This is a genomic window from Pseudonocardia sp. MH-G8, assembly GCF_002262885.1.
In the GTDB taxonomy this organism is placed as follows: Bacteria; Actinomycetota; Actinomycetes; order Mycobacteriales; family Pseudonocardiaceae; genus Pseudonocardia.
Genome location: NZ_NKYF01000007.1, coordinates 134879 through 154097, shown reverse-complemented (window position 1 = coordinate 154097; position 19219 = coordinate 134879). Strand labels below are relative to the sequence as shown.

22 protein-coding genes are annotated in these 19219 nt (G+C 71.2%); 10 read left to right on the top strand and 12 right to left on the bottom strand.

Translation table 11 applies throughout. The annotated features are described in order from the left end of the window. Positions 1 to 17 precede the first annotated feature (17 nt). The 4 genes from CFP66_RS18700 to CFP66_RS18685 are packed head-to-tail and all read right to left on the bottom strand — an operon-like array spanning position 18 to position 2941. On the bottom strand, positions 18 to 704 hold the full coding sequence (locus CFP66_RS18700) for an EthD domain-containing protein (RefSeq protein WP_094925928.1): 687 nt from the start codon (positions 702 to 704) through the stop codon (positions 18 to 20). 41 nt (positions 705 to 745) lie between these two features. Further along, positions 746 to 1231, bottom strand: a complete 486-nt coding sequence (locus tag CFP66_RS18695) for an OsmC family peroxiredoxin (RefSeq protein WP_094925926.1) — start codon at positions 1229 to 1231, stop codon at positions 746 to 748. Between the two features lie 39 nt (positions 1232 to 1270). Continuing rightward, positions 1271 to 2191: a zinc-binding dehydrogenase gene (locus CFP66_RS18690; RefSeq protein WP_094925924.1), complete on the bottom strand. Its 921-nt coding sequence runs from the start codon at positions 2189 to 2191 to the stop codon at positions 1271 to 1273. A gap of 57 nt (positions 2192 to 2248) precedes the next feature. After that, a complete protein-coding gene (locus tag CFP66_RS18685) occupies positions 2249 to 2941 on the bottom strand; it encodes an SDR family oxidoreductase (RefSeq protein ID WP_094925922.1) in 693 nt (230 codons plus the stop codon). A gap of 312 nt (positions 2942 to 3253) precedes the next feature. Here CFP66_RS18685 and CFP66_RS18680 point away from each other — a divergent pair, with 312 nt between their 5' ends. Continuing rightward, positions 3254 to 4234, top strand: a complete 981-nt coding sequence (locus CFP66_RS18680) for an SDR family NAD(P)-dependent oxidoreductase (protein ID WP_094925920.1) — start codon at positions 3254 to 3256, stop codon at positions 4232 to 4234. Between the two features lie 79 nt (positions 4235 to 4313). Here the strand turns inward: CFP66_RS18680 and CFP66_RS18675 are convergent, their stop codons facing one another. Further along, positions 4314 to 5792 carry an aldehyde dehydrogenase gene (locus CFP66_RS18675; RefSeq protein WP_094925918.1) on the bottom strand — a complete coding sequence of 493 codons (1479 nt, stop codon included), beginning with the start codon at positions 5790 to 5792 and terminating at the stop codon, positions 4314 to 4316. A gap of 77 nt (positions 5793 to 5869) precedes the next feature. Here CFP66_RS18675 and CFP66_RS18670 point away from each other — a divergent pair, with 77 nt between their 5' ends. Beyond that, positions 5870 to 6475, top strand: a complete 606-nt coding sequence (locus CFP66_RS18670) for a TetR family transcriptional regulator (RefSeq protein WP_233159531.1) — start codon at positions 5870 to 5872, stop codon at positions 6473 to 6475. A gap of 516 nt (positions 6476 to 6991) precedes the next feature. Here CFP66_RS18670 and CFP66_RS18665 read toward each other — a convergent pair. Beyond that, positions 6992 to 7588, bottom strand: coding sequence for a TetR/AcrR family transcriptional regulator (locus tag CFP66_RS18665; RefSeq protein ID WP_094926257.1), 597 nt, complete (start codon positions 7586 to 7588; stop codon positions 6992 to 6994). Between the two features lie 124 nt (positions 7589 to 7712). Here CFP66_RS18665 and CFP66_RS18660 point away from each other — a divergent pair, with 124 nt between their 5' ends. Both CFP66_RS18660 and CFP66_RS18655 read left to right on the top strand, forming a co-directional pair. After that, complete coding sequence (locus tag CFP66_RS18660) at positions 7713 to 8117, top strand: nuclear transport factor 2 family protein (RefSeq protein WP_255413875.1); 405 nt, start codon at positions 7713 to 7715, stop codon at positions 8115 to 8117. Beyond that, a complete protein-coding gene (locus CFP66_RS18655) occupies positions 8114 to 8935 on the top strand; it encodes an ergot alkaloid biosynthesis protein (protein WP_094925914.1) in 822 nt (273 codons plus the stop codon). The genes CFP66_RS18660 and CFP66_RS18655 overlap by 4 nt, the downstream gene beginning before the upstream one ends. A 380-nt stretch (positions 8936 to 9315) precedes the next feature. On the opposite strand, the gene CFP66_RS18650 is transcribed toward CFP66_RS18655, so the two are convergent. Beyond that, positions 9316 to 10212, bottom strand: coding sequence for a helix-turn-helix transcriptional regulator (locus CFP66_RS18650; protein WP_094925912.1), 897 nt, complete (start codon positions 10210 to 10212; stop codon positions 9316 to 9318). 191 nt (positions 10213 to 10403) lie between these two features. Here CFP66_RS18650 and CFP66_RS18645 point away from each other — a divergent pair, with 191 nt between their 5' ends. Both CFP66_RS18645 and CFP66_RS18640 read left to right on the top strand, forming a co-directional pair. Continuing rightward, positions 10404 to 11321: an SDR family oxidoreductase gene (locus CFP66_RS18645; protein WP_094925910.1), complete on the top strand. Its 918-nt coding sequence runs from the start codon at positions 10404 to 10406 to the stop codon at positions 11319 to 11321. Between the two features lie 15 nt (positions 11322 to 11336). Then, on the top strand, positions 11337 to 12272 hold the full coding sequence (locus CFP66_RS18640; RefSeq protein ID WP_094925908.1) for an SDR family oxidoreductase: 936 nt from the start codon (positions 11337 to 11339) through the stop codon (positions 12270 to 12272). A 41-nt stretch (positions 12273 to 12313) separates the two neighbouring features. On the opposite strand, the gene CFP66_RS18635 is transcribed toward CFP66_RS18640, so the two are convergent. Further along, positions 12314 to 12781, bottom strand: coding sequence for a cyclase family protein (locus CFP66_RS18635; RefSeq protein ID WP_158228145.1), 468 nt, complete (start codon positions 12779 to 12781; stop codon positions 12314 to 12316). Between CFP66_RS18635 and CFP66_RS18630 the strand changes: the two genes are divergently transcribed. Together CFP66_RS18630 and CFP66_RS18625 are read left to right on the top strand one after the other, a co-directional pair. Next, on the top strand, positions 12759 to 13070 hold the full coding sequence (locus CFP66_RS18630; protein WP_158228144.1) for a DUF3500 domain-containing protein: 312 nt from the start codon (positions 12759 to 12761) through the stop codon (positions 13068 to 13070). The two genes, CFP66_RS18635 and CFP66_RS18630, sit on opposite strands and share 23 nt — an antisense overlap. A 146-nt stretch (positions 13071 to 13216) precedes the next feature. Further along, positions 13217 to 14182, top strand: a complete 966-nt coding sequence (locus CFP66_RS18625; protein WP_094925902.1) for an SDR family oxidoreductase — start codon at positions 13217 to 13219, stop codon at positions 14180 to 14182. Positions 14183 to 14246: 64 nt separating this feature from the next. Here CFP66_RS18625 and CFP66_RS18620 read toward each other — a convergent pair whose 3' ends face one another. Continuing rightward, positions 14247 to 15107 (bottom strand): helix-turn-helix transcriptional regulator, encoded by an 861-nt coding sequence (locus CFP66_RS18620; RefSeq protein WP_369805100.1) that lies wholly within the window; start codon positions 15105 to 15107, stop codon positions 14247 to 14249. An 86-nt stretch (positions 15108 to 15193) separates the two neighbouring features. Here CFP66_RS18620 and CFP66_RS18615 point away from each other — a divergent pair, with 86 nt between their 5' ends. Beyond that, positions 15194 to 15967 carry an SDR family oxidoreductase gene (locus CFP66_RS18615; protein ID WP_094926255.1) on the top strand — a complete coding sequence of 258 codons (774 nt, stop codon included), beginning with the start codon at positions 15194 to 15196 and terminating at the stop codon, positions 15965 to 15967. Positions 15968 to 16044: 77 nt separating this feature from the next. Further along, positions 16045 to 16263: a 4-oxalocrotonate tautomerase family protein gene (locus CFP66_RS18610; RefSeq protein WP_094925898.1), complete on the top strand. Its 219-nt coding sequence runs from the start codon at positions 16045 to 16047 to the stop codon at positions 16261 to 16263. 515 nt (positions 16264 to 16778) lie between these two features. Here the strand turns inward: CFP66_RS18610 and CFP66_RS18605 are convergent. The 3 genes from CFP66_RS18605 to CFP66_RS18595 are packed head-to-tail and all read right to left on the bottom strand — an operon-like array spanning position 16779 to position 19212. After that, the gene (locus CFP66_RS18605) at positions 16779 to 17546 is read right to left on the bottom strand and encodes an SDR family NAD(P)-dependent oxidoreductase (RefSeq protein ID WP_094925896.1); all 768 of its coding nucleotides are present in this window, start codon (positions 17544 to 17546) and stop codon (positions 16779 to 16781) included. Continuing rightward, a complete protein-coding gene (locus tag CFP66_RS18600; RefSeq protein ID WP_233159530.1) occupies positions 17543 to 18430 on the bottom strand; it encodes a crotonase/enoyl-CoA hydratase family protein in 888 nt (295 codons plus the stop codon). The genes CFP66_RS18605 and CFP66_RS18600 overlap by 4 nt, the downstream gene beginning before the upstream one ends. Next, complete coding sequence (locus tag CFP66_RS18595) at positions 18427 to 19212, bottom strand: enoyl-CoA hydratase/isomerase family protein (protein ID WP_094925892.1); 786 nt, start codon at positions 19210 to 19212, stop codon at positions 18427 to 18429. Before CFP66_RS18595 ends, CFP66_RS18600 begins: the two co-directional genes overlap by 4 nt. Between the last annotated feature and the right edge of the window lie 7 nt (positions 19213 to 19219).

Genomic DNA, 19219 nt, shown 5'->3' with positions numbered 1-19219 from the left:
GTACGGACCACGGCTGGTCACCGGACGAAGCGTTCCGACTGCACGAGGACCGTCAGGGCGTGGCCGCCGCGCCCGACGAGCTCGGTGAACGCCTCAGGGTCCGCGGCCACGCCGTCCTCGAATGCGGTCCGGGTCGGCCACCAGAGCTGCCGCGCCCCGAGGAAGGTCGGGTTGTCGCCGTGGAACTCGCGGGAGGGGTGGTTGCGCACGTGACGCAGGGCGCCGATGCGCCGGCCCAGGTCGGCGTCGTCGTTGCCGGCCCAGCCGGGGTTGCCGTCGAGGCGGACGAACTGCAGCAGCTGGATGGTCACGCTGCGGTCGAGGTGGTACCACTGCGCGTCGCCGTAGCTCGCCCCGTCCTGGGGCCGGGGACGGGCAACGAGCACCTCCTCCTCCGTGGCGAAGTTCTCGATCTTGGACTTGTCCAGGAACAGGGGTTCGTCGGGCAGGATCCGGTCGTAGTACTGCCGCTCGCTGACCAGGCCGCGGGCCTCGGCGACGGAGTCGAACTCGATCACCGAGATGGCTTCGTGCGTGGCCTGGTCGGCGTCGAGCAGGTCGGTGTGGATCTGATGGGCCTGCACGTAGGTGCGGATGCCGGGGATCAGGCTGCCGTAGGTCGCGTGCGGGTGGCGCCAGTGGTCGTGGAACACCTGCGGTGCCACCTGGGGCAGGCGGGTCAACATGGCGAAGTACCGAATCATGGGAGTTCTCCGTCGCGGTGTGAGCTTGAGGGAACGGGCGCTCAGGGCTCGAGCGCGGCACGCACGGTGATCTTGACCGCGGCGAGGGCCTTGCCGAACGGGTCGGTGTGGACCGCGCGCCGGGCGGCTTCGGCGAAGCCGTCGGCGTCCAGGCCAGCGACCCGCCCGCGCACGGTGAGCGTGATGCCCGCGAGCCGGAACCCACCCGCGGGATCGGGGGCCAGCGAGACGTCCTCGCTCACGTCCAGGGTCTCCGGGGTGCCGCCGGCCTGGGCGACGACCGCCGACAGCGCCATGACGTAGGAGGACGTGTGCGCGGCGGCGAGCAGCTCCTCGGGGCTGGTGGTGCCGCCGGCGTCCTGCGCGGTGCGCTCGTAGTAGGAGATCGGGTGGGTGGCCACCCGTGAGCTCTCCATCGTCACCTGGCCGGAGCCTCCTTCGAGGTCTCCCTCCCATGCGATGCGGGCGGTGCGTGTGGGGGGTCGGGCGGTGCCGGGGTACAGGATGTCGGGGACTTCGGTGGACATGACGCTCCTCGTGCTGGTGGAGAACGGGTGGTCGGATGGTCAGGAGATGTCGAGGACGGCCTTGCCGGTGACCTTGCGGCCGAGCAGGGCATCGACGGCGTCGTCGGCGTCGCGCCACGACCCGCGCCAACCGATGTGCGGGTCGAGCGCGCCGTTCGCCAGGAGGTCGAGGATCAGGGCGAGGTCGTCGGCGCTCTCGCCACCCCGGACGAAGATCTCGACGCGGGTGCCGGCGGCGCGACGGCGTTGCGCCTCGAGGTCGAGGACCAGCGGCTCCCCCGAGGTCACGCCGACGTTCACCGCGATCCCCCCGGGCTCGAGGTGGTCGACCGCCCGGGCGAGCGCGGCGCCGCCGACGTTGTCGACGATGCCCGCGAGCCTGCCGGCGAGACCGGTGAGCTCGGGGCCGTACACCACTCGGGACGCGCCGATCTCCCGCAGCCCTTTCTCACGCTCGGGGGAGCCCACGGCGGCCACGACCTCGGCGCCCATCCGGGACGCGAGCGCCACGGCGTAGCGCCCGACCCCGCCGGAGGCGCCGGTGACGAGGACGCGGCGCCCGAGCAGCGGCCCGAGCCGGCGCAGCGCCCGCAGCGCGGACACCGCGGCGACCGGCACGGTCGCGGCGGCCCCGAAATCGACGGCGTCGGGCACGACGGCCAGCTCGCCGGTCGCCACCGCCCGAAGGGCGGCCCACCCACCGGCGGCGCCGAAGGTCGCCACGCGCGCGCCGGCCGGTGGGCCGGAACCGTCGGCGGCAGGGGTGACGACGACGCCGGCCGCGTCCCAGCCGGGCACCTCGCCCGGCTGCCGCATCGCGGCGAGGTAGCGCACCTCGCCGTGGTTCAGCGACACCGCTTCCACCGCGACCAGCGCTTCATCGGCGGCCGGGACCGGGTCGGGGACCTCGGCGAGGGCAAGTCCCGTCCGGGTCGACGGGTCATGGACGAGTGCCTGCATGTCGGCTCCTCCTATCAAGATCGTGTGTGACCACGGAGCGGGTCACCGTCGGGGGTCTCAGGGGACGAGCAGGCGGGGCGCACCGGCCAGGGCGGCCTTGGCGCGCAGGCTGAGGTCGTCGGCGACGATTTCCACCTGACCGTTCTCGAGCCCGTCGAGCGCGATCTCGACGAACTCGGCCGGCGGCATCTTCTCCACGTCGAGACCGGCGGTCAGATCGGTGTCGACCATTCCCACGTGAACCCCGACGACGAGCGTGCCCTGCGCGTCCAGCTCCATGCGCACACCGTTGGTCAGGTTCCACTGCGCCGCCTTGCTCACCGCGTAGGAACTGCTCCCCGGGTAGCAGAACCAGGAGGCCGCCGAGAGGACGTTGACGATCGCCCCACCACCGTTGCGGGCCAGGATCGGAGCGAACGCGCGGACCATCGAGAGCGTCCCGAACACATTCGTCTCGATCTCGGCGCGGATCCGGTCGACATCGCCGTCGACCAGATCCTGCGCATGGGCGACCCCGGCGTTGTTGACCAGCAGCGTGACGTCACCGGCCAGCGCAGCAGCCGCGGTGACCGACTCCGGGTCGGTGATGTCGAGCTGTACCGGCTCGACACCCGGCACCGTCACGCTCGCCGCGTCCCGGGCACCCCCGTACACCTTCGACGCCCCTCGCTCGCGGAGGCTCCGGGCGAACTGCTCGCCGATGCCACGGTTCGCCCCCGTCACGAGCGCCACCGAGTTCTCGATCTTCATCTGCTTCTCCGGATGTCGGGCTGATGTCTCCTCTCGAAGGTAGGAACTCCGCACCGGCGTGACGATGATCGGCGGCGTTGATGGTGTGTCCGTCTGCCTCACCGACGTGAGGCACGTCGCGCCCGCGGGCTGGGCACCTACAGCGGAGTGTCAGCTGGGCGTATCGCAGGCGAGCACGAGGCACTTCTGCGGTGCGCCGGCAGCCCGGACGACAACTAGCCGGGTACCGGTCGGTCCTGGTTGAGCCTGGCGGGGTGATCGACGCTGTCTGGGAGCTCCAGCAAGAGAGAAGCAAGGATGGAAGGAACGACGATGTCGGACCACACCACGGGCGACGCCCGGACCGTCGTCATCACCGGGGGGAACAGCGGCCTCGGCTACGCGTGCGCGCAGGTACTCCTCGGTTCCACCGACCGGCCGTGGCACGTCGTTGTCGCGTCCCGCGACGCAGGCCGCACGCGGGCCGCCGCCGACGCGCTGGCCGCCGGAGCCGCCCCGGGCAACACGGTGGAGGCGATGGTGCTGGACCTGGCCTCACTCGCCGCGGTCCGCTCCTTCGCCGCCGAGCTGACCGAGCGGTTGGGATCGGGCGCGCTGCCCGGGCTGCACGCCCTGGTGTGCAACGCCGGCGTGCAGATGGGGACGGCCGACGCGAAGACGGTCGATGGCTTCGAGTCCACGTTCGGCGTCAACCACCTGGGCCACTTCGCCCTGGTCAACGAGCTGTTGCCGGTGCTGAAGGCGCCGTCGCGCGTGGTCGTGGTGTCGAGCGACACCCATGACCCCGGTCCTGGGCAGGGGCTTGCCCCGGCGTGGAACGACCCGCGTGCCCTCGCCCGCGGCGAGCTCGGACCTGCAGGCGCGAAGGACAACGCCCTGTTGAGGGGCCAGCGCCGCTACTGCACCTCCAAGCTCGCGAACATCTACTTCACCTACGCCCTGGCCCGCCGGCTGCCCGAGGGCGTCACCGCCAACGCGTTCAACCCCGGGATGATGCTGGACACCGGGCTGGGGCGCTCGCTGCCCGCCCCGGTGCGGTTCGTGGCCACGCACGTCCTGCCCCGGTTCACCTGGCTGCTGCGCCGGATCGTGACCGACAACATCCACTCCACGCAGGAGTCGGGCCGCGCGCTCGCCTGGGTCACCACCGCGCCCGAGCTGGCCGGCACCACCGGCAGGTACTTCGACGGGTACCGCGACATCCGCTCGTCCGACGAGTCCTACGAGACCGCCCGCGCGGAGCAGCTCTGGAACGACAGCCCGGCCTTGACCGGCGTGACCAGCAGCAGCTGACGCAGCAACGAAAGCGGTCGATGCCGGCGACTGTGATCGACCGCGCCGGGCCGGCCGATTTCCTCGGACGATCCTCTGGTCAGGTGTTGATCATCACCGTCTTGGCCTCGGTGTAGGCGTCGAGGACATCGGTCCCGTGCTCCCGCCCGATGCCCGAGCCCTTGAACCCGCCGAACGGCACGGTCCCGGTGCTCATGTCGCCGAAGGTGTTGACCCAGACGGTGCCCGCGCGCAGGCCGCGCACGACACGGTTGATCCGTCCGATCTCCCGGGTCCACACCGAGGCGGACAGGCCGTAATCGGTGTCGTTGCCCCGGTCGATCGCATCCTCGACGTCGGTGAAGGACATCAGCGCCGAGACCGGACCGAAGATCTCCTCCCGCACGGATCGCATTTCGGGATCGACGTTCTCCAGCAGGGTGGGTGGGATGAACCGCCCGTCGGGTTCCCAGTCCGCGGCCCGGGTCACGGTCGCCCCCTCCTCCCGGGCGACCTCGATCCATTCGCTGACCCGGGCGTAGTGCTCGGGAGCCGCGAGGGGGCCCATCATCGTGTCGGGTTCGAAGGGATCGCCGGCGACGTAGTTCCCCATCTCCTCGACCAACAGCTCGCGGAACCGGTCGTAGATCGTCTCCTGCACCAGGATCCGGCTACCGGCCACGCATCCCTGCCCGCTCCCCATCGCGAACCCGGCGACCGCCGTCTTCGCAGCCGCATCGAGATCGGCGTCGTCGAACACGATCGTCGGCGACTTCCCGCCCAGCTCCAGGGTGACGCGCTTCAGATCGCGGGCGGCGGTCTCCTGGATGTGGCGGCCGGTGGCCAGCGAACCGGTGAATGAGATCTTGTCGACGCCGGGATGGCTGATCAGCGCCTCCCCGGTGGTTCCGCCGTCCCCGGTGACGATGTTGACGACACCCGGGGGCAGATCCGTCTCCGCGAGCAACTGGCCCAGCCGGATCGCCGAGAGGGGACTCCAGAGGGCGGGCTTGGCGACCACGGTGTTGCCGGTGGCCAGCGCGGCACCGATCTTCCAGACCAACTGCTGCAGCGGGCCGTTCCACGCCGTGATCGCGGCGACGACGCCGAGCGGTTCACGCAGGACGTAGTGCAGCTTCGACGGCTCGGAGGGCGCCGCCTGCCCGTAGATCTTGGTGGGCCAGCCCGCGTAGTGGCGCAGGACGTCGACGCACTGCCCCGCGAGCCACCGCATGGTCACCAGGGCGCCGCCCATGTCCAGCGAGTCGAGCACGGCCAGTTCCTCGGCGTGCTCCTCCAGCACGTCGGCGACCTGCAACAGCAGGCGCCCCCGCTCCTGGGGCGCGAGCGCCGACCAGGACGGGGACTCGAAAGCACGGCGAGCCGCAGCGACGGCACGGTCGACATCCTCGGGGCCCGCCACGGCCACCTCGGCCAGCACCTGTCCCGTGGTCGGGTCCGTGGTCGGCGCGACCTTGCCCGACCGCGCCGGCTCCCAGCTTCCGCCGATCAGGAGACCGAGCGGTCCCTCGGTCAGCAGGGCCGGTGCGAGGCGTTCTCGCACCGAAGTCGCGATCATGATCTCTCCTAGAAGTACCGGTTGGTCCATCTAAGGTAGCACGAAGATGGACTGCCCGGTTCATCTAGGATCGGGGGGTGACCGACGAACGAGGGCAGCGACGGATACGCAGTGACGGACAGGCCACCCGGCGACGGCTGCTCGACGCCGCGGCCCGGGAGTTCGCCGACCACGGCATCGCCGGAGCCCGGGTGGATCGCATCGCGGAGCAGGCACGGGCGAACAAGTCCCAGCTCTACTCCCACTTCCCGAGCAAGGAGGCACTGTTCGACGCGGTGCTGGCAGAACACGTCGACGCACTGACCGACACCGCCCCGCTCACCCCGCACGACCTGCCCGGCTACGCGGTTCGGCTCTACGACGCCTACCTGGCCGATCCCGCCCTGGTGCGGCTGGCGACCTGGAACCGCCTGGAGCGCAGGCCCACCGGAGCCCTGTTTCCGGGCAGCCACGACTCGACGAAGATCGCCGCGCTGGTCGAGCGCCAGGCGGACGCCACCCTCACCCCCGACATCGACGCGGAAGACATCCACTCGATGGTCATCGCGATGGCCATGACGTGGTCAGCCGCCAGCATCACCACCACGGGAACCGCCTCGGAGGGACAGCAGATCCACCACCGCCGCCGCTCCTCGCTGCGCGAAGCCGTACGCCGCGCCTTCGTCGACCGACCCGACGTGTGAGACAGCCGAGCTCAGGCCGTACGCGGGGACCGCGGCTCCCGGAAAGCTGATGGTCTACAGCTGAGGACCGCGGGTCGCAGCCGGCTTCGCGCGAACTACGCGCACCGTGCAGTGGAGCGCCAGCCCCGTGGAGGTGCACATAGCGGATGCGGCCAGTCGCTACGAAGCCTGGCAGACCCTCTTCCCGCATGCGGGCGCACCGACCATCGTGGAGCTCGGCGAGCCGGTGTGGCATGCCGCGGGGCCGACCTGCGGAGGGTGATCACCCGCCATGCCTCGGAGCTGCGGTGATCAACGGTTGGGTGCACGAACGGCCGGATGTGGCCGCCCGTGCACCCAACCGATGACCATGCTCCTGGCCGGCGCTTCCGGCCCCGCCACGGCACCCGTCGCGCAGATCACGAAGTCCGGCTGTAGGACTGGTGCGTGCGATTCCCGGCAACCTGTGGAACAACCCGACGCCGTGCGCCGAGTGGGTCGTCCGGGATCTCGTCAGCCGTTGCGGGCACACCCGGATCAGGTGAGTCCGCGCACGACGAAGCCGGCCAGGCGCCGGGCCGCGTCGTCGTCCACGCCGGATACCTGGTGCACCGTGGACCACCAGAACGGCACGCTGCCCAGCGCGTCCATCGCCAGTTCGATCCGTGCGTCCCCGGCACGAACCTCGCCCCGGGCGATCGCCCGATCGAACGCGGCGCGGGCCCACGCCCGCCGGGGTGCGGCGAGTCGCCCCCGGAACGCGTCGGCGAGCTCGGATGACCGCCGTGCCTCCGCCAACAGATCCGGCATCACATCCGCCAGGCGCGGATCGACCGGATCGCGGTGTAGGTGGACGAGCATCCAGTAGAGGTCCCCCTCGAGGGTTCCGGTGTCCTCCGACTCCCTCACAGGCACGCCGATCCGGCCGATCGCGTCCATGACCATGTCGAGCTTGCCCGGCCACCGCCGGTACAGCGCGCTCTTGCCGACCCCGGCGCGCTTGGCGACCTGCTGCATCGACAACCGGCCGAAGCCGACATCGGCCAGCTCGGTCAGCGTCACGTCCAGTACCGCATCGGTGAGTTCGGGCCGGAGCACGGCGGCGCCGACGACGGGGCGACGAGGGACGTCCATGGCGACGAGCATAACGTCGCGACGAGTCCGTCCCGTCGTGGTGTACTTTTGCGTCGGAACGCAACCGTATCGACCCGACGGAGGACTCGTGGACGCCACGCAACGCAGAGCCCGTGCTCATCAGGTGATCGACTCTGCACTCGAACTGGTACTCGCCCATGACATGGCGGGCTTCGCCGCGCTGTGGGCCACCGAGGGCAGCATGACCTTCCCGTTCGCCGCCCCCGGAGCGCCCGAGCGGCTGGACGGCCGGGCAGCGGTCGCGGCCTACCTCGCCGGCTACAACGACCTGCTGTTGCCGACCGAGATCGTCGAGCAGACCCGGCACGAGACCGCGGACCCGGACACCATCGTCCTGGAGTTCGCACTGGCCGGGACGGTGGCCGCCACCGGACGGCCGTACACGCTGCGCTACGTCTCGGTGATCACCGTCGACGAGAAGGGCATCACCGCCTACCGGGACTACTGGAGCCCCGCCGCCGCAGCCGACCTGCTCGGCACCCCCGGCCTGCCGGCGCTGTCGGCATGACCGCGCTGGTCACCGGAGCGACCGGAACCACCGGATCCCGGGTTGCCGAACTGCTCGAGCGCAGCGGTGCCGCCGTCCGACGGGTGAGCAGATCCTCCCCCGTCCGCTTCGACTGGTTCGATCCCGCCACCCACGACGCCGCGTTCGACGGGATCGAGCGCCTCTACCTCGTCGCACCGATCGGCGAGGCACGACCCGCCGCGGTCGTCGCGCCGGTACTCGACCGGGCCGTGCGCCGGGGACTGCGCCGGGTCGCGCTGCTCAGCTCATCGGCGGTGGAACGCGGCGAGGGCGGACTCGGCGAACTGCACGACCTCGTCGCCCGGACCGTCCCGGAACCCGTGGTCCTGCGACCGTCCTGGTTCACCCAGAACTTCGTCAGCCGCAATCCCGGAGTTCGCAGCCTGTGGTCCGGAGAGGTGGTCACGGCCACCGGGGACGGTCGGGTCCCGTTCGTCGATGCCGGGGACATCGCCGCTGTCGCGGCCGCCGTGCTGCAGGCACCCTCGGCCCCCGAACCGGACTTGGTCATCACCGGGCTGGAGGCGCTGACCTACGACGAGGTCTGTCGCCTCTGGACGGAACTCACCGGCGATCCGGTCCGGCACATCCGCATGACCGAGCAGGAACTCGCTGCGCGGTTCGTCGCCGACGGGCTCCCCGCCGACTTCGCAACCGTGCTCGCCGCGCTCGACGGGATCGTCGCCGCGGACACGCAGTCCACTGTCACCGCCACCGTTCCAGAGCTCACCGGCCGTCCAGCGCGGACGGTCCACGAGACCCTGACGTCCGCGCTGACGCCACAGCGCAGTACATGATCGATTACACGCGCGTCACGACGGACCGGCTCACGGTGTGGAGAAATGCATGACCGGGCACACCCGGGTGGGCGCCCCACACTCCCACCACCCGCGCCACCGCGCTGCTCACCGACACGCACGGCCCGGCAGGTGACGAGCGCTCCCTCTGGGACGGCATCCGTCAGCCTCGGGGATTCATCGACGTTGCAGCTTGCCCGTTGCCGGTTCACTGCGCGGGAGACCCCGTTCGGCGGATCCACCGTCGTTCCCACTGAGGACCTTGATCTGTTCGGTGTGGCCGGGTTCGACACCGGAGACGACGGCGGCGTGGTGGCCCCGCCGATCGACGTGACGTGGTTCGACTACGCCGACAGACCGCACTGGCGTCGGGAGTGGGATCACCGTCCGGCCGGCCGCCCCTCGGGAGGCTCTGGAACCGGCCCGTTCCCCACACCCGAGCCGACGATCTGGGTGCCGATGACCGAGAGCAGTTGCAACTTGTCGTAGCTCTCGCTGCCCGGCACCGCGGTGTAGACCATCAGGTGGTGCGACTGCTGCGGGTCGGACAGCCGCTGGCAGGTCAGCTCCAGTCGGCCGAGCTCGGGGTGGACGAAGCGCTTGGTGTCGTGCGGTCGGATCCCGATCTCCTGGTCGTTCCACACCTGCCGGAACTCCTCGCTCTGCGCGAGGAGCAGGTCGGCGAGGTACGCCGCCCGGGAACCGGGACCTCGCAACCCGGCGATCCCGCGCAGGCCCGCGGCGTACATCCGGGACAGGAACGAGTGATCCTCGGGCGCGTACAGCCGACGGGCGGCTGGGTCGGTGAACCAGCGGTAGCCGTTGCTGCGCGCCGGACCCGTGTAGCGGGTCGAGTCACCGGTGAGGGCGACGCCCAGCGGTGTCTGGCGCAGGGTTTCGCCGAGCTCGGTGACGATCTCCGCGGGGGTGTCGGCGAGGCGGTCGAGGATGCGCAGCATCCCGGGGCCGATGTGCTCGCTGTCCGCGCCCCGGACGGGCGGGTGGTGCCCGGCGAGGCGGAACAGGTGGTCGCGCTCGTCGAGCGAGAGGTGCAGCCCCTGCGCGATCGAGGCGATCATCTGCTCCGACGGCTGCGGCCCGCGTTCCCGCTCCAGGCGCGCGTAGTAGTCGGTCGACATGTGGCAGAGCGCGGCCGCCTCCTCCCGCCGCAGCCCGCTGGTCCTGCGCCGCTGCCCGCGGGGGAGGCCGACGTCCTCGGGTTGCAGCGACTCCCGCCGGTGGCGCAAGAACGCCGCCAGCCCGACCCGGTCGATCATGGCCTGCCTCCAACTTCCGGTGCTTCCTTCGTTCCTACCGCTGGTGGGCGCGGTCAGCCACGGATCGTCGATCCCCCCATCGGGCGTTGTGAGAGCTCACTCAGCCACGGATCGGCAGGTCGTGGATGTCCTCCCGCCCATGAGGAAGTCTCGAAGACACAAGGTTCCCGTCTCAGAGGTAAGGAGCACGAATGGCGGACGTTCTCGTCATCATCGGGGCCGGCGGCATGGGAGAGGCGATCGCCCGCCGGACGGGGTCGGGCCATCGGGTCCTCCTCAGCGACTTCAACGAGGACCTGCTCAGCGATTCCGCGCGTCGGATGCGGGACAGCGGGTTCGACGTCGAGACCCGCGAGGTCGACGTGTCGTCCCGCGACTCCGTGCGCGACCTCGCCCGTGCCGCCGCCGACCTCGGCCCGGTGACGCGGGTGGCGCACACGGCCGGCTTGTCCCCCGTCCAGGCGCCGCCTCCGGCGATCCTGCGGGTCAACCTGGTCGGCGTGGCGTACAGCCTGGAGGAGTTCGGCCAGGTCGTGGCGCCCGGCGGGTCGGCTGTGGTGATCTCCAGCATGGGTGGGGCTCTGAACGACTTCGACCCGCGGACGGAGCAGGACCTGCGCACACTGCCGGCCGACGAGCTGCTGTCCATCCCCTACCTGCGGGAGCGGCCGGACATCGAGTCCCGCGCCGCGTACGGGTTCTCCAAGCGCGCCAACCAGCTGCGCGTGCAGGGCGCCGCAGGCGCCTGGGGGGCCCGCGGAGCGCGCGTCAACACGGTCAGTCCGGGCATCATCTCCACGCCCATGGGGCAGCAGGAGCTGGCCGGGGTGTCCGGCGACAGCATGCGGGCGATGATCGAGAACTCGGCGACCGGGCGCCTCGGCACCACCCACGACGTCGCCGACGCCGTGGCGTTCCTCTTCGGACCGGAGTCGACCTTCGTCACCGGCACCGACCTGCTCGTCGACGGTGGCGTGGTGGCCTCGATCCGCACGGGCGCGCCCGTCAGCGCACCATCACAAAGGGTGGATCAGCGATCCGTGGATGAGCAGGTCCTGAATCCGGCGACGGGTTGCGGGCGACCATCAGGTCGTACATTCCACGACTGATCAGAGGAACTCCTCGTGCCACGCACCATCGACATCTCCATCCCCAGCCTGAGCGGCAAGCTCGCCGTCGTCACGGGGGCGAGCGACGGGATCGGTCAGGTCATCGCGACCCGGCTCGCCCGGGCGGGTGCCGACGTGGTCATGCCCGTCCGCACGCCGAGCAAGGGTGAGACGGCCGCGAACCGCATCCGCACCCGGGTGCCGGGGGCGTCGGTCTCCACCCACCGTCTGGACCTGGCGTCACTGGACTCCGTCGCCGCGTTCACGGCCTGGCTCGTCGCCGAGGGGCGCGGCGTCGACATGCTCATCAACAACGCCGGCGTCATGCAGCCGCCGAGCCGACAGGTCACCGAGGACGGGTTCGAGCTGCAGTTCGGCACCAACCACCTCGGCCACTTCGCGCTCACGCTGGGCCTGCTGCCCCTGCTGCGCACGGCCGGCGGCCGCGTCACGCACCAGACGAGCATCGCCGCCCGCAGCGGCGGGATCCACTGGGACGACCCGAACTGGGAGGCCGGCTACGACGTCGGCAAGGCCTACAACCAGTCGAAGGTGGCCGTCGCCCTGTTCGCCCGCGAGCTCGACGCCCGCAGCCGGGCCCGTGGGTGGGGCATCACCAGCAACCTGTCCCACCCGGGGGTCTCGCCGACGAACCTGCTCGCGGCGCAGCCGGGCCTGGGGCGTCAGTCCGACACCATGGGCGTCCGCCTGATCCGCGTCCTGTCCCGCGTCGGACTCGCCGGCACCGTGGACAGCGCCGCGCTGCCGGCCCTGATGGCGATGACCGACCCCGGGGCGCGCGGCGACGAGTTCTACGGTCCGACGGGCCGGACGAACGTGGCCGGGGCGCCGGGCCGGCTCGAGTTCTGGCCCCCGATGCGCGACATGGCCGACGCCCGCCGGCTCTGGGAGCTGTCCGAGGAGATGGTCGGCGTGCGGTTCGCCGTCTGAGCCCGCGGCTCAGTCAGGGCTCCGCTGCGGGCGTCCTCGTCTCAGTCGGGCAGGAACGCCACGACCCGGGCCGGGGCCGCACTGGTGCGCGGCAGCTTCATCGGGAAGAACCCGACGGTGAAACCGGTGAGCGGGAGCGCGGCGAGGTTCGTCATCTGCTGGACGATGAACGCCTCCTTGTCGCGGACGGCGAAGTGGCCGTCCCAGATCTGGACGGGATCGCCGGTCTCCTCGAACGCCTTCTTCATCACCGGGAACGGGCGGTCCCATGCCAGGGCGTCGGTGCCGAGGACGGTCGCGCCTCGGGAGGTGAGCCAGCGGGTCGTCTCGCCGGTCATGCCCGGGTAGTCGTAGTACTGCGCGTCGGCCATCGTCCAGCGCTCCTGGCCCGTGCGCAGCAGTACTGCGTCGCCGGGTTCGATGTCGCGGCCGGTGGCCTCCACCGCGGCCGCCAGCCCCGCGACCGGGATGGCCGCGCCCGGCTGCGTGCCGGAAGGCTCCCTGGTCACCGACCTCACCGAGGAGCAGCGCGAGCGGGTCACCGACGTGGTACGGGCTTGGGTGGACGACACCGACGAGCGGGTCGCACAGGTGTTGGTGGACCAGTACCTGGTTGAGTTCGACCGCGCCCGCGTCGCCCGGGCCGGCTCCACCGACCCGAACACCCCGGGCTCCTACCTGCGCATCGACGGTCCGCGGCTCTGGATCGAGTTCTCCAACGTCGGCCGCTTCGGCAACGGCGACAACCACCGCCACAGCGTCTACCGCGACAAGCAGGCCGACTACCTGAACCGGTAGGCCTCCCAGCCGTGCGGTGGCCTGCTCAGCCCCGGATCGGGAGGCCGTGGATGTCCTCGCGGCGACGAGCGACTCTCGATGGCACAGCCGGTCCACATCCACGACTGGACCGCGACTGCACCGCCGACGACACAAGGAGCTCCACCATGCCCCGCGCCCGGCACGACATCTCCGTTCCCGACCTGTCCGGCAGGCTCGCAGTGGTCACCGGTGCCAGCGACGGCTTCGGTCTCGGCCTCGCCACCCGCCTCGCCGCAGCCGGGGCCGAGGTCGTCATGCCCGTCCGCAATCCGGCCAAGGGGCACGCCGCGATCGCCGCGATCGCCGACCGCGTCCCCGGAGCCAAGATCTCCCTGCGCGAGCTCGACCTGTCCTCACTCGCCTCCGTCGCCACCCTCGGCCATACCCTGCGTGCCGAGGGCCGCCCGCTCCACATCCTCATCAACAACGCCGGCGTCATGGATCCCCCGGACCGCCTGACCACCGCCGACGGGTTCGAGCTGCAGTTCGGCACCAACCACCTCGGCCACGTCGCCCTCGTCGCCCACCTGCTGCCGCTCCTGCGGGCCGGCCTCGCGCGCGTGACCAACCAGCTCAGCCTCGCCGCCCGCTTCGGCAGCATCAACTGGGACGACCTGAACTCGGAGCGCTCCTACGCGCGCCGCCGCGCCTACGCCCAGTCCAAGCTCGCGTTCGGGCTCTTCGGCCTCGAGCTCGACCGGCGCAGCCGGGCCGGCGGCTGGGGCATCACCAGCAACATCTCCCACCCCGGGGTGGCCCCGACCAACCTGCTCGCCGCCCAGCCCCACATGGGACGCAACCAGCAAGCCATCCAGTACCCGCTGATCCGCACGCTGTCCCGCTGGGGCGTCATGGGGACGGTCGAGACCGCCGTGCTCCCCGCGCTCCTCGCCGCGACCTCCCCGGACGCGCGCGGCGGGCTCTTCTACGGCCCGAGCAGGTTCGGTGGCCTCTCCGGCCCGCCCGCCGAGCAAGCCCTCTACGACCCGCTGCGCAGCACCGAGGACGCCGCGCGCGTCTGGCGCATCTCCGAAGAACTGGCGAAGGTGTCGTTCGCGCAGCCGCAGCCGCAGCCGTTCCAGGCGGGGTGACCGAGCATTCGACGCCGGCCGGCCGGCCGCACTCGACGAGCCGGGCCTCTTGTCGGACCGGTGTTCAGCGGGTCGAGTCGACGATTTCCTGGGTGCCGACGACCGCGAGCAGCTCGAACAGCTCGGCACTGTCCGTGCCGACCGCGGGGGTGAACCAGAGCAACCGCTGCCGACCGTCCTCGCTGAACAGGTTGAGGCAGTTGACCTCGATCACTCCGAGCGTGGGGTGGACGATGCGTTTGCGGTCGTCGCGCCGGAACGCCACGTCGTGATCGGCCCACAGGGCAGCGAACTCGGAGGAGACGCCGAGCAGCGATCTGATCATCGAGCGGGCTTCGAGGTCGTTCCCGGCTCGCCGGGCGGCGGCAGCCCGCAGGTCGGCGACGAAGGAACGGGACTGGGCTTCGTGATCGGCCTCGGGATACAGACGCCGGGCGTCCGGGTCGGTGAACCACCGGTGCACGAAGCTGACCCGCGCGCCCGTGAATCCGGATTGATCTCCGATCAGCGCTGCGGCGAGCGGATTCTGGACGAGGGTGACGTGCAGGTCGGTGATCACCTGTGCAGGTGTCGTCGTCAGACGACCGAGCAGATCGAGCATGCCGGGGTGTACGTGCGAGGAGGCTCCGCCGTGCACGGGCACCGGCCGATCAGCGAGGCGGTAGAGGTAGTCACGCTCGTCGGCGGACAGGCGCAGTGCCCTCGCCAGCGCGGCGAGCATCTGCTCGGACGGTTGGGACCCGGCTCCGCGTTCGAGTTCGATGTAGTAGTCCACCGATGCTCCGGCGAGCTGGGCCACCTCGTCTCGGCGCAGCCCGGAGACCCGACGCCGGGGCCCGGACGGGAGCCCGACGTCAGCCGGGCGGATGCGTTCGCGCCGCGAACGCAGGAACACCCCCAGTTCGGTGTACTTCACAGACCGCATGCCGCCATTCTGCGCCCGGGCGGGTCCCGGACACGGGGGACGGCATCCCCTGGTTACGCCCGCCGGTGTCGCGCATCGTGGGGAACATGACGGCGAACACGACTACGAACCACGATGCGCTCGCGCCGGCAGCGGTGCGGGTCGCCGTCGTCACCGGTGGATCACGCGGAATCGGCCGCGAGGTCTCCCGGAAGCTCGCCCGGGACGGGCTGTCCGTCGTGGTGAACTATGCCCGCGATGCGGCTGCTGCCGAGGAGACGGTGGCAACGATCGCCGCGGCCGGAGGGCGGGCGATCTCCGTGCAGGCGGACGTGGCGGACGAGAGCGCGGTCGCCGCGCTGTTCGACAGGGCGGAGCAGGAGTTCGGCGGCGTGGACGTCGTCGTGAACTCCGCCGGCCGACTCGCCCTGTCGCCCGTCGCCGACCTCGACCTCGCCGTACTCGACGCCGTGCACCGCACCAACATCCGCGGCACTTTCGTCGTCGCCCAACAGGCCGCTCGCCGGGTGCGTGCGGGCGGCTCGTTCGTGGGGTTCTCGACCTCGGTGGTCGGCACCCAGTTCCCCACCTACGGCGCGTACGTGGCGAGCAAGGGCGCCGTCGAGTCGATCACACTGATCCTCGCCCGTGAACTGCGCGGGCGGAACATCACCGTGAACACCGTCGCGCCCGGGCCCACCGCCACCGAGTTGTTCCTCGACGGCAAGACTCCCGAGCAGATCGACCAGCTCGCCAAGACCCCGCCGTTGGAGAGGCTGGGCACACCGCAGGACATCGCCGACGTGGTCGCTTTCCTCACCAGCCCGGAAGGGCACTGGGTCAACGGCCAGATACTTCGCGCCAACGGGGGCATGGTGTGACGGAGCCGGTCGCGACGTAGTCCGAGCCGCCCCCCTTTTCGCATTCCACAGAAGAAGTCAACTCGAGGAGAACACCCATGCCGTTCGCCAACTTCAAGGTTCCCGCAGGCACCATCAGCGCGGAGGACAAGAAGAAGATCGTGGAACGCACCACTGACCTGTATGCGGAAATCTACGGTGAGCGGGCCCGGCCCACCACCGTCGTGCTCATCGACGAGGTCGCCGACGGCGGCTGGGGCGTCGCCGGCAACATCCTCACCGCCGCCATGCTCAACGGCGACGCCGGACCTGAATGACACACATGGGCCGGCGCCGGCCGCCCGTGCAGCCGTTACCGGCGTACTGCGCACCTCCCTCGCCAATGCGCGCCAGAAGTACCGCAACCTCCGCGCCCGACCCGACCAGGCCACCATCTGCGCCATCCCGACCACCGATCCCTTCCACACCCTGGAAATCCGTGCGTCGGTCGAATTCGCCGACGACACCGACCGGTCGTTCTTCGCCGAGCTGCTCGCCCCGTACGGACACTCGCTCGAGACGTTCAGCACGCAGGCTGCCGAGGCCCGTCAGATCGTGACCTTCAGGCCGACCCGCGTCCGCGCGAGCTGACACGTGCCGTTGCTGCGGTCACGGCGGTCCCCGTCGGCAGGACGATCACCACCAGCAGCGTCGAGGCGCTGAACCTGAAGCATGCCCAGTCCCTGTCCGGGTGGTATCGGTCGGCGGGACAGCAGCTCGATGATCGTCGCGTTGGCCGTACCCCCGCCCTCGCACATGGTCCGCAAGCCGGAGCGCAAGCGGTTCGCGGGGTTCAGAAGATCGAGTAGGCGCCGTCGACCACGATCTCGTCGCCGGTGTGGAAGCCGCCGATCCCGGCGGCCAGGTACACCGCGAGCCGCGCGAAGTCGCCCGGCTCGCCCCAGCGCCGCTGCGGCATCCGCTTCATGACGTTGCGCTCGAACGTCTCGTCGTGCAGCTTCGGCGACGCCAGCGGGGTCTCCGTCCAGCCCGCGATGATCGAGTGCGCGTTGACCCCGTACCGGGCCAGCTCCACCGCGCAGCCCTTGATCATCGCCGTGAGACCGGCCTTGCTCGCCGCGTACGCCTGCCCGCGCGGGGCACCGTGCACCGTCGAGACGCTGGACGTGCCCACCAGCACTCCCCCGCCGCCGCGCTCGACCATGTGCGCCGCCGCCGCACGCAGGGTGAGGAAGGCGCCTTCCAGGTTGACCCGGGTGACCGCGCGGAAGTCCGCGAGGCTCGTCTCGACGAACCGCGCTCCCGACCCGCCCACTCCCGCGTTCGCGAAGCACGAGTCGACGCGGCCGAAATGTTCGAGCGTGGCCGCGAAGCTCGTGGTGACGGCGTCCTCGTCGCCGACGTCGCAGCGGATCGCCCGCACGCGGGTGCCGTGCTTCGCGAGCTCATCGGCGGCCGCCTCGTTGCGCTCGGCGTTGGTGCCCCAGACGCAGACGTCGGCACCGCTCTGCGCGAGCCCGCGGGCCATGCCGAGGCCGATCCCGGAGTTGCCGCCGGTCACGAGCGCGACGTGCCCGGAGAGATCGAACAGGTCGCTCACGGCATGTCCTCCGGACGGGTCGGCCAGGCCGGGACGACGTCGAGGTGGTCGGCCACCCGCCCCGGGAACTCCGGCGGCCGCTTCTCGAGGAACGAGGTGACGCCCTCCGCGGCGTCCGCGCCCTGCCCGAGCCGGAAGATCGCGTTCGAGTCGACCCGGTGGGCCTCCCACGGTGTGGCCGCCCCGAGCATCGACCACAGCATCTGCCGCGACAGTGCGACCGACACCCCCGAGGTGTTCTCGGCGATCTCCGCCGCGATCCCACGCGCGGTGGGCAGCAGGTCGGCGTCCGGGACCACCCGGGAGACGAGCCCGCCGGACAGCGCCTCGGCGGCGCCGAACACGCGCCCGGTCGCCACCCACTCCATCGCCTGCGAGATGCCGACGACCCGGGGCAGGAACCAGCTCGACGCCGCCTCCGGCACCAGGCCGCGGCGGGCGAACACGAACCCGAACCGTGCCGACTCCGCCGCGATGCGGATGTCGGCGGGCAGCGTCATCGTGGCGCCCACGCCCACCGCCGGCCCGTTGTAGGCGACGATCACCGGTTTGCGCGACGCCGCCACCCGCAGCGACACCATTCCGCCGCCGTCCCGCGGCACCCCGCCGATGGTGCCGAGATCGGCGCGCTCGGCGATGCGCCGCTCGTCGGTGGCGTCGAACGTGCGTCCGCCACGGCCGAGGTCGGCGCCCGCGCAGAACCCGCGGCCCTCGCCCGTCATCAGCACGACGCGGACGTCCTCGTCGGCGTCGGTCGCGTCGAACGCCGCGATGAGCTCGCGGGCCATCGTGATGGTGAACGCGTTGAGCCGGTCCGGCCGGTGCAGGGTGATCGTGGCGACGCCCTCGGCGACGTCGAGCCGGATCTCGTCGAAGGCCGTCACTTCACGGCCCACTCGCCGGTGAACACCGCGTCGCGCTTCTCGTTGAACGCGGCGAACGCCGCAGGCGCGTCGGCCGTCGCGAAGTTGATCGCCTGGGTGCGGGCCTCGCTCGCCAGCGCGTCGCGCATCGTGCTGTCGGCGCCCTCGTGCAGCAGCGCCTTGGACTGCGCGACCGCCACCGGCGCCGCCGACGCGAGCCGCTTGCCGAGGTCGGCGACGAACCCGTCGATCTCCTCGGGCTCCACCAGCCACGTGACGAGGCCGAGCCGGTGCGCCTCCGCAGCGTCGATCATCTCGGCCAGCAACGCGAGCCGCTTCGCCTGCTGCATCCCCACCAGCTTGGGCAGCAGCCAGGACCCGCCGAAGTCCAGGGACAGGCCGCGCTTGGCGAAGATCTGGGAGAACCGCGCGGCCGGCGTCGCGACCACGAGGTCGCAGCCCAGGGCGAGGTTCCACCCCGCCCCGACGGCGACGCCGTCCACCTTCGCCACCGACGGGACCGGCAGCTCGTGCAGCAGCAGCGCCACCTCGTTGACCCGGCGCATCCGGTCGAGCGGGTGCCCGGTGGACACCCCACCGGACAGGTCGGCACCCGCGCAGAAGTCACCGCCCGCGCCGGTGAGCACGATCGCCCGCACGTCCGCGTCGTCGCGGGCGACGGTGAGCTGCGCACGCAGCGCATCCCACAGCTCCCCGTCGATCGCGTTCTTGCGCTTCGGGCGGTTGAGCGTGAGCGTCAGGACTCCGCTGTCGCGGCTCGTGATCAGGACATCGTCGGCCATGGGTCTC

What these genes read in the sequence shown, in the direction of transcription:
- CFP66_RS18700 (WP_094925928.1), bottom strand. Translation starts at nt 704, where the DNA reads ATGATTCGGTACTTCGCCATGTTGACCCGCCTGCCCCAGGTGGCACCG.
- CFP66_RS18695 (WP_094925926.1), bottom strand. Translation starts at nt 1,231, where the DNA reads ATGTCCACCGAAGTCCCCGACATCCTGTACCCCGGCACCGCCCGACCC.
- CFP66_RS18690 (WP_094925924.1), bottom strand. Translation starts at nt 2,191, where the DNA reads ATGCAGGCACTCGTCCATGACCCGTCGACCCGGACGGGACTTGCCCTC.
- CFP66_RS18685 (WP_094925922.1), bottom strand. Translation starts at nt 2,941, where the DNA reads ATGAAGATCGAGAACTCGGTGGCGCTCGTGACGGGGGCGAACCGTGGC.
- CFP66_RS18680 (WP_094925920.1), top strand. Translation starts at nt 3,254, where the DNA reads ATGTCGGACCACACCACGGGCGACGCCCGGACCGTCGTCATCACCGGG.
- CFP66_RS18675 (WP_094925918.1), bottom strand. Translation starts at nt 5,792, where the DNA reads ATGATCGCGACTTCGGTGCGAGAACGCCTCGCACCGGCCCTGCTGACC.
- CFP66_RS18665 (WP_094926257.1), bottom strand. Translation starts at nt 7,588, where the DNA reads ATGGACGTCCCTCGTCGCCCCGTCGTCGGCGCCGCCGTGCTCCGGCCC.
- CFP66_RS18655 (WP_094925914.1), top strand. Translation starts at nt 8,114, where the DNA reads ATGACCGCGCTGGTCACCGGAGCGACCGGAACCACCGGATCCCGGGTT.
- CFP66_RS18650 (WP_094925912.1), bottom strand. Translation starts at nt 10,212, where the DNA reads ATGATCGACCGGGTCGGGCTGGCGGCGTTCTTGCGCCACCGGCGGGAG.
- CFP66_RS18645 (WP_094925910.1), top strand. Translation starts at nt 10,404, where the DNA reads ATGGCGGACGTTCTCGTCATCATCGGGGCCGGCGGCATGGGAGAGGCG.
- CFP66_RS18625 (WP_094925902.1), top strand. Translation starts at nt 13,217, where the DNA reads ATGCCCCGCGCCCGGCACGACATCTCCGTTCCCGACCTGTCCGGCAGG.
- CFP66_RS18620 (WP_369805100.1), bottom strand. Translation starts at nt 15,107, where the DNA reads ATGCGGTCTGTGAAGTACACCGAACTGGGGGTGTTCCTGCGTTCGCGG.
- CFP66_RS18615 (WP_094926255.1), top strand. Translation starts at nt 15,194, where the DNA reads ATGACGGCGAACACGACTACGAACCACGATGCGCTCGCGCCGGCAGCG.
- CFP66_RS18610 (WP_094925898.1), top strand. Translation starts at nt 16,045, where the DNA reads ATGCCGTTCGCCAACTTCAAGGTTCCCGCAGGCACCATCAGCGCGGAG.
- CFP66_RS18595 (WP_094925892.1), bottom strand. Translation starts at nt 19,212, where the DNA reads ATGGCCGACGATGTCCTGATCACGAGCCGCGACAGCGGAGTCCTGACG.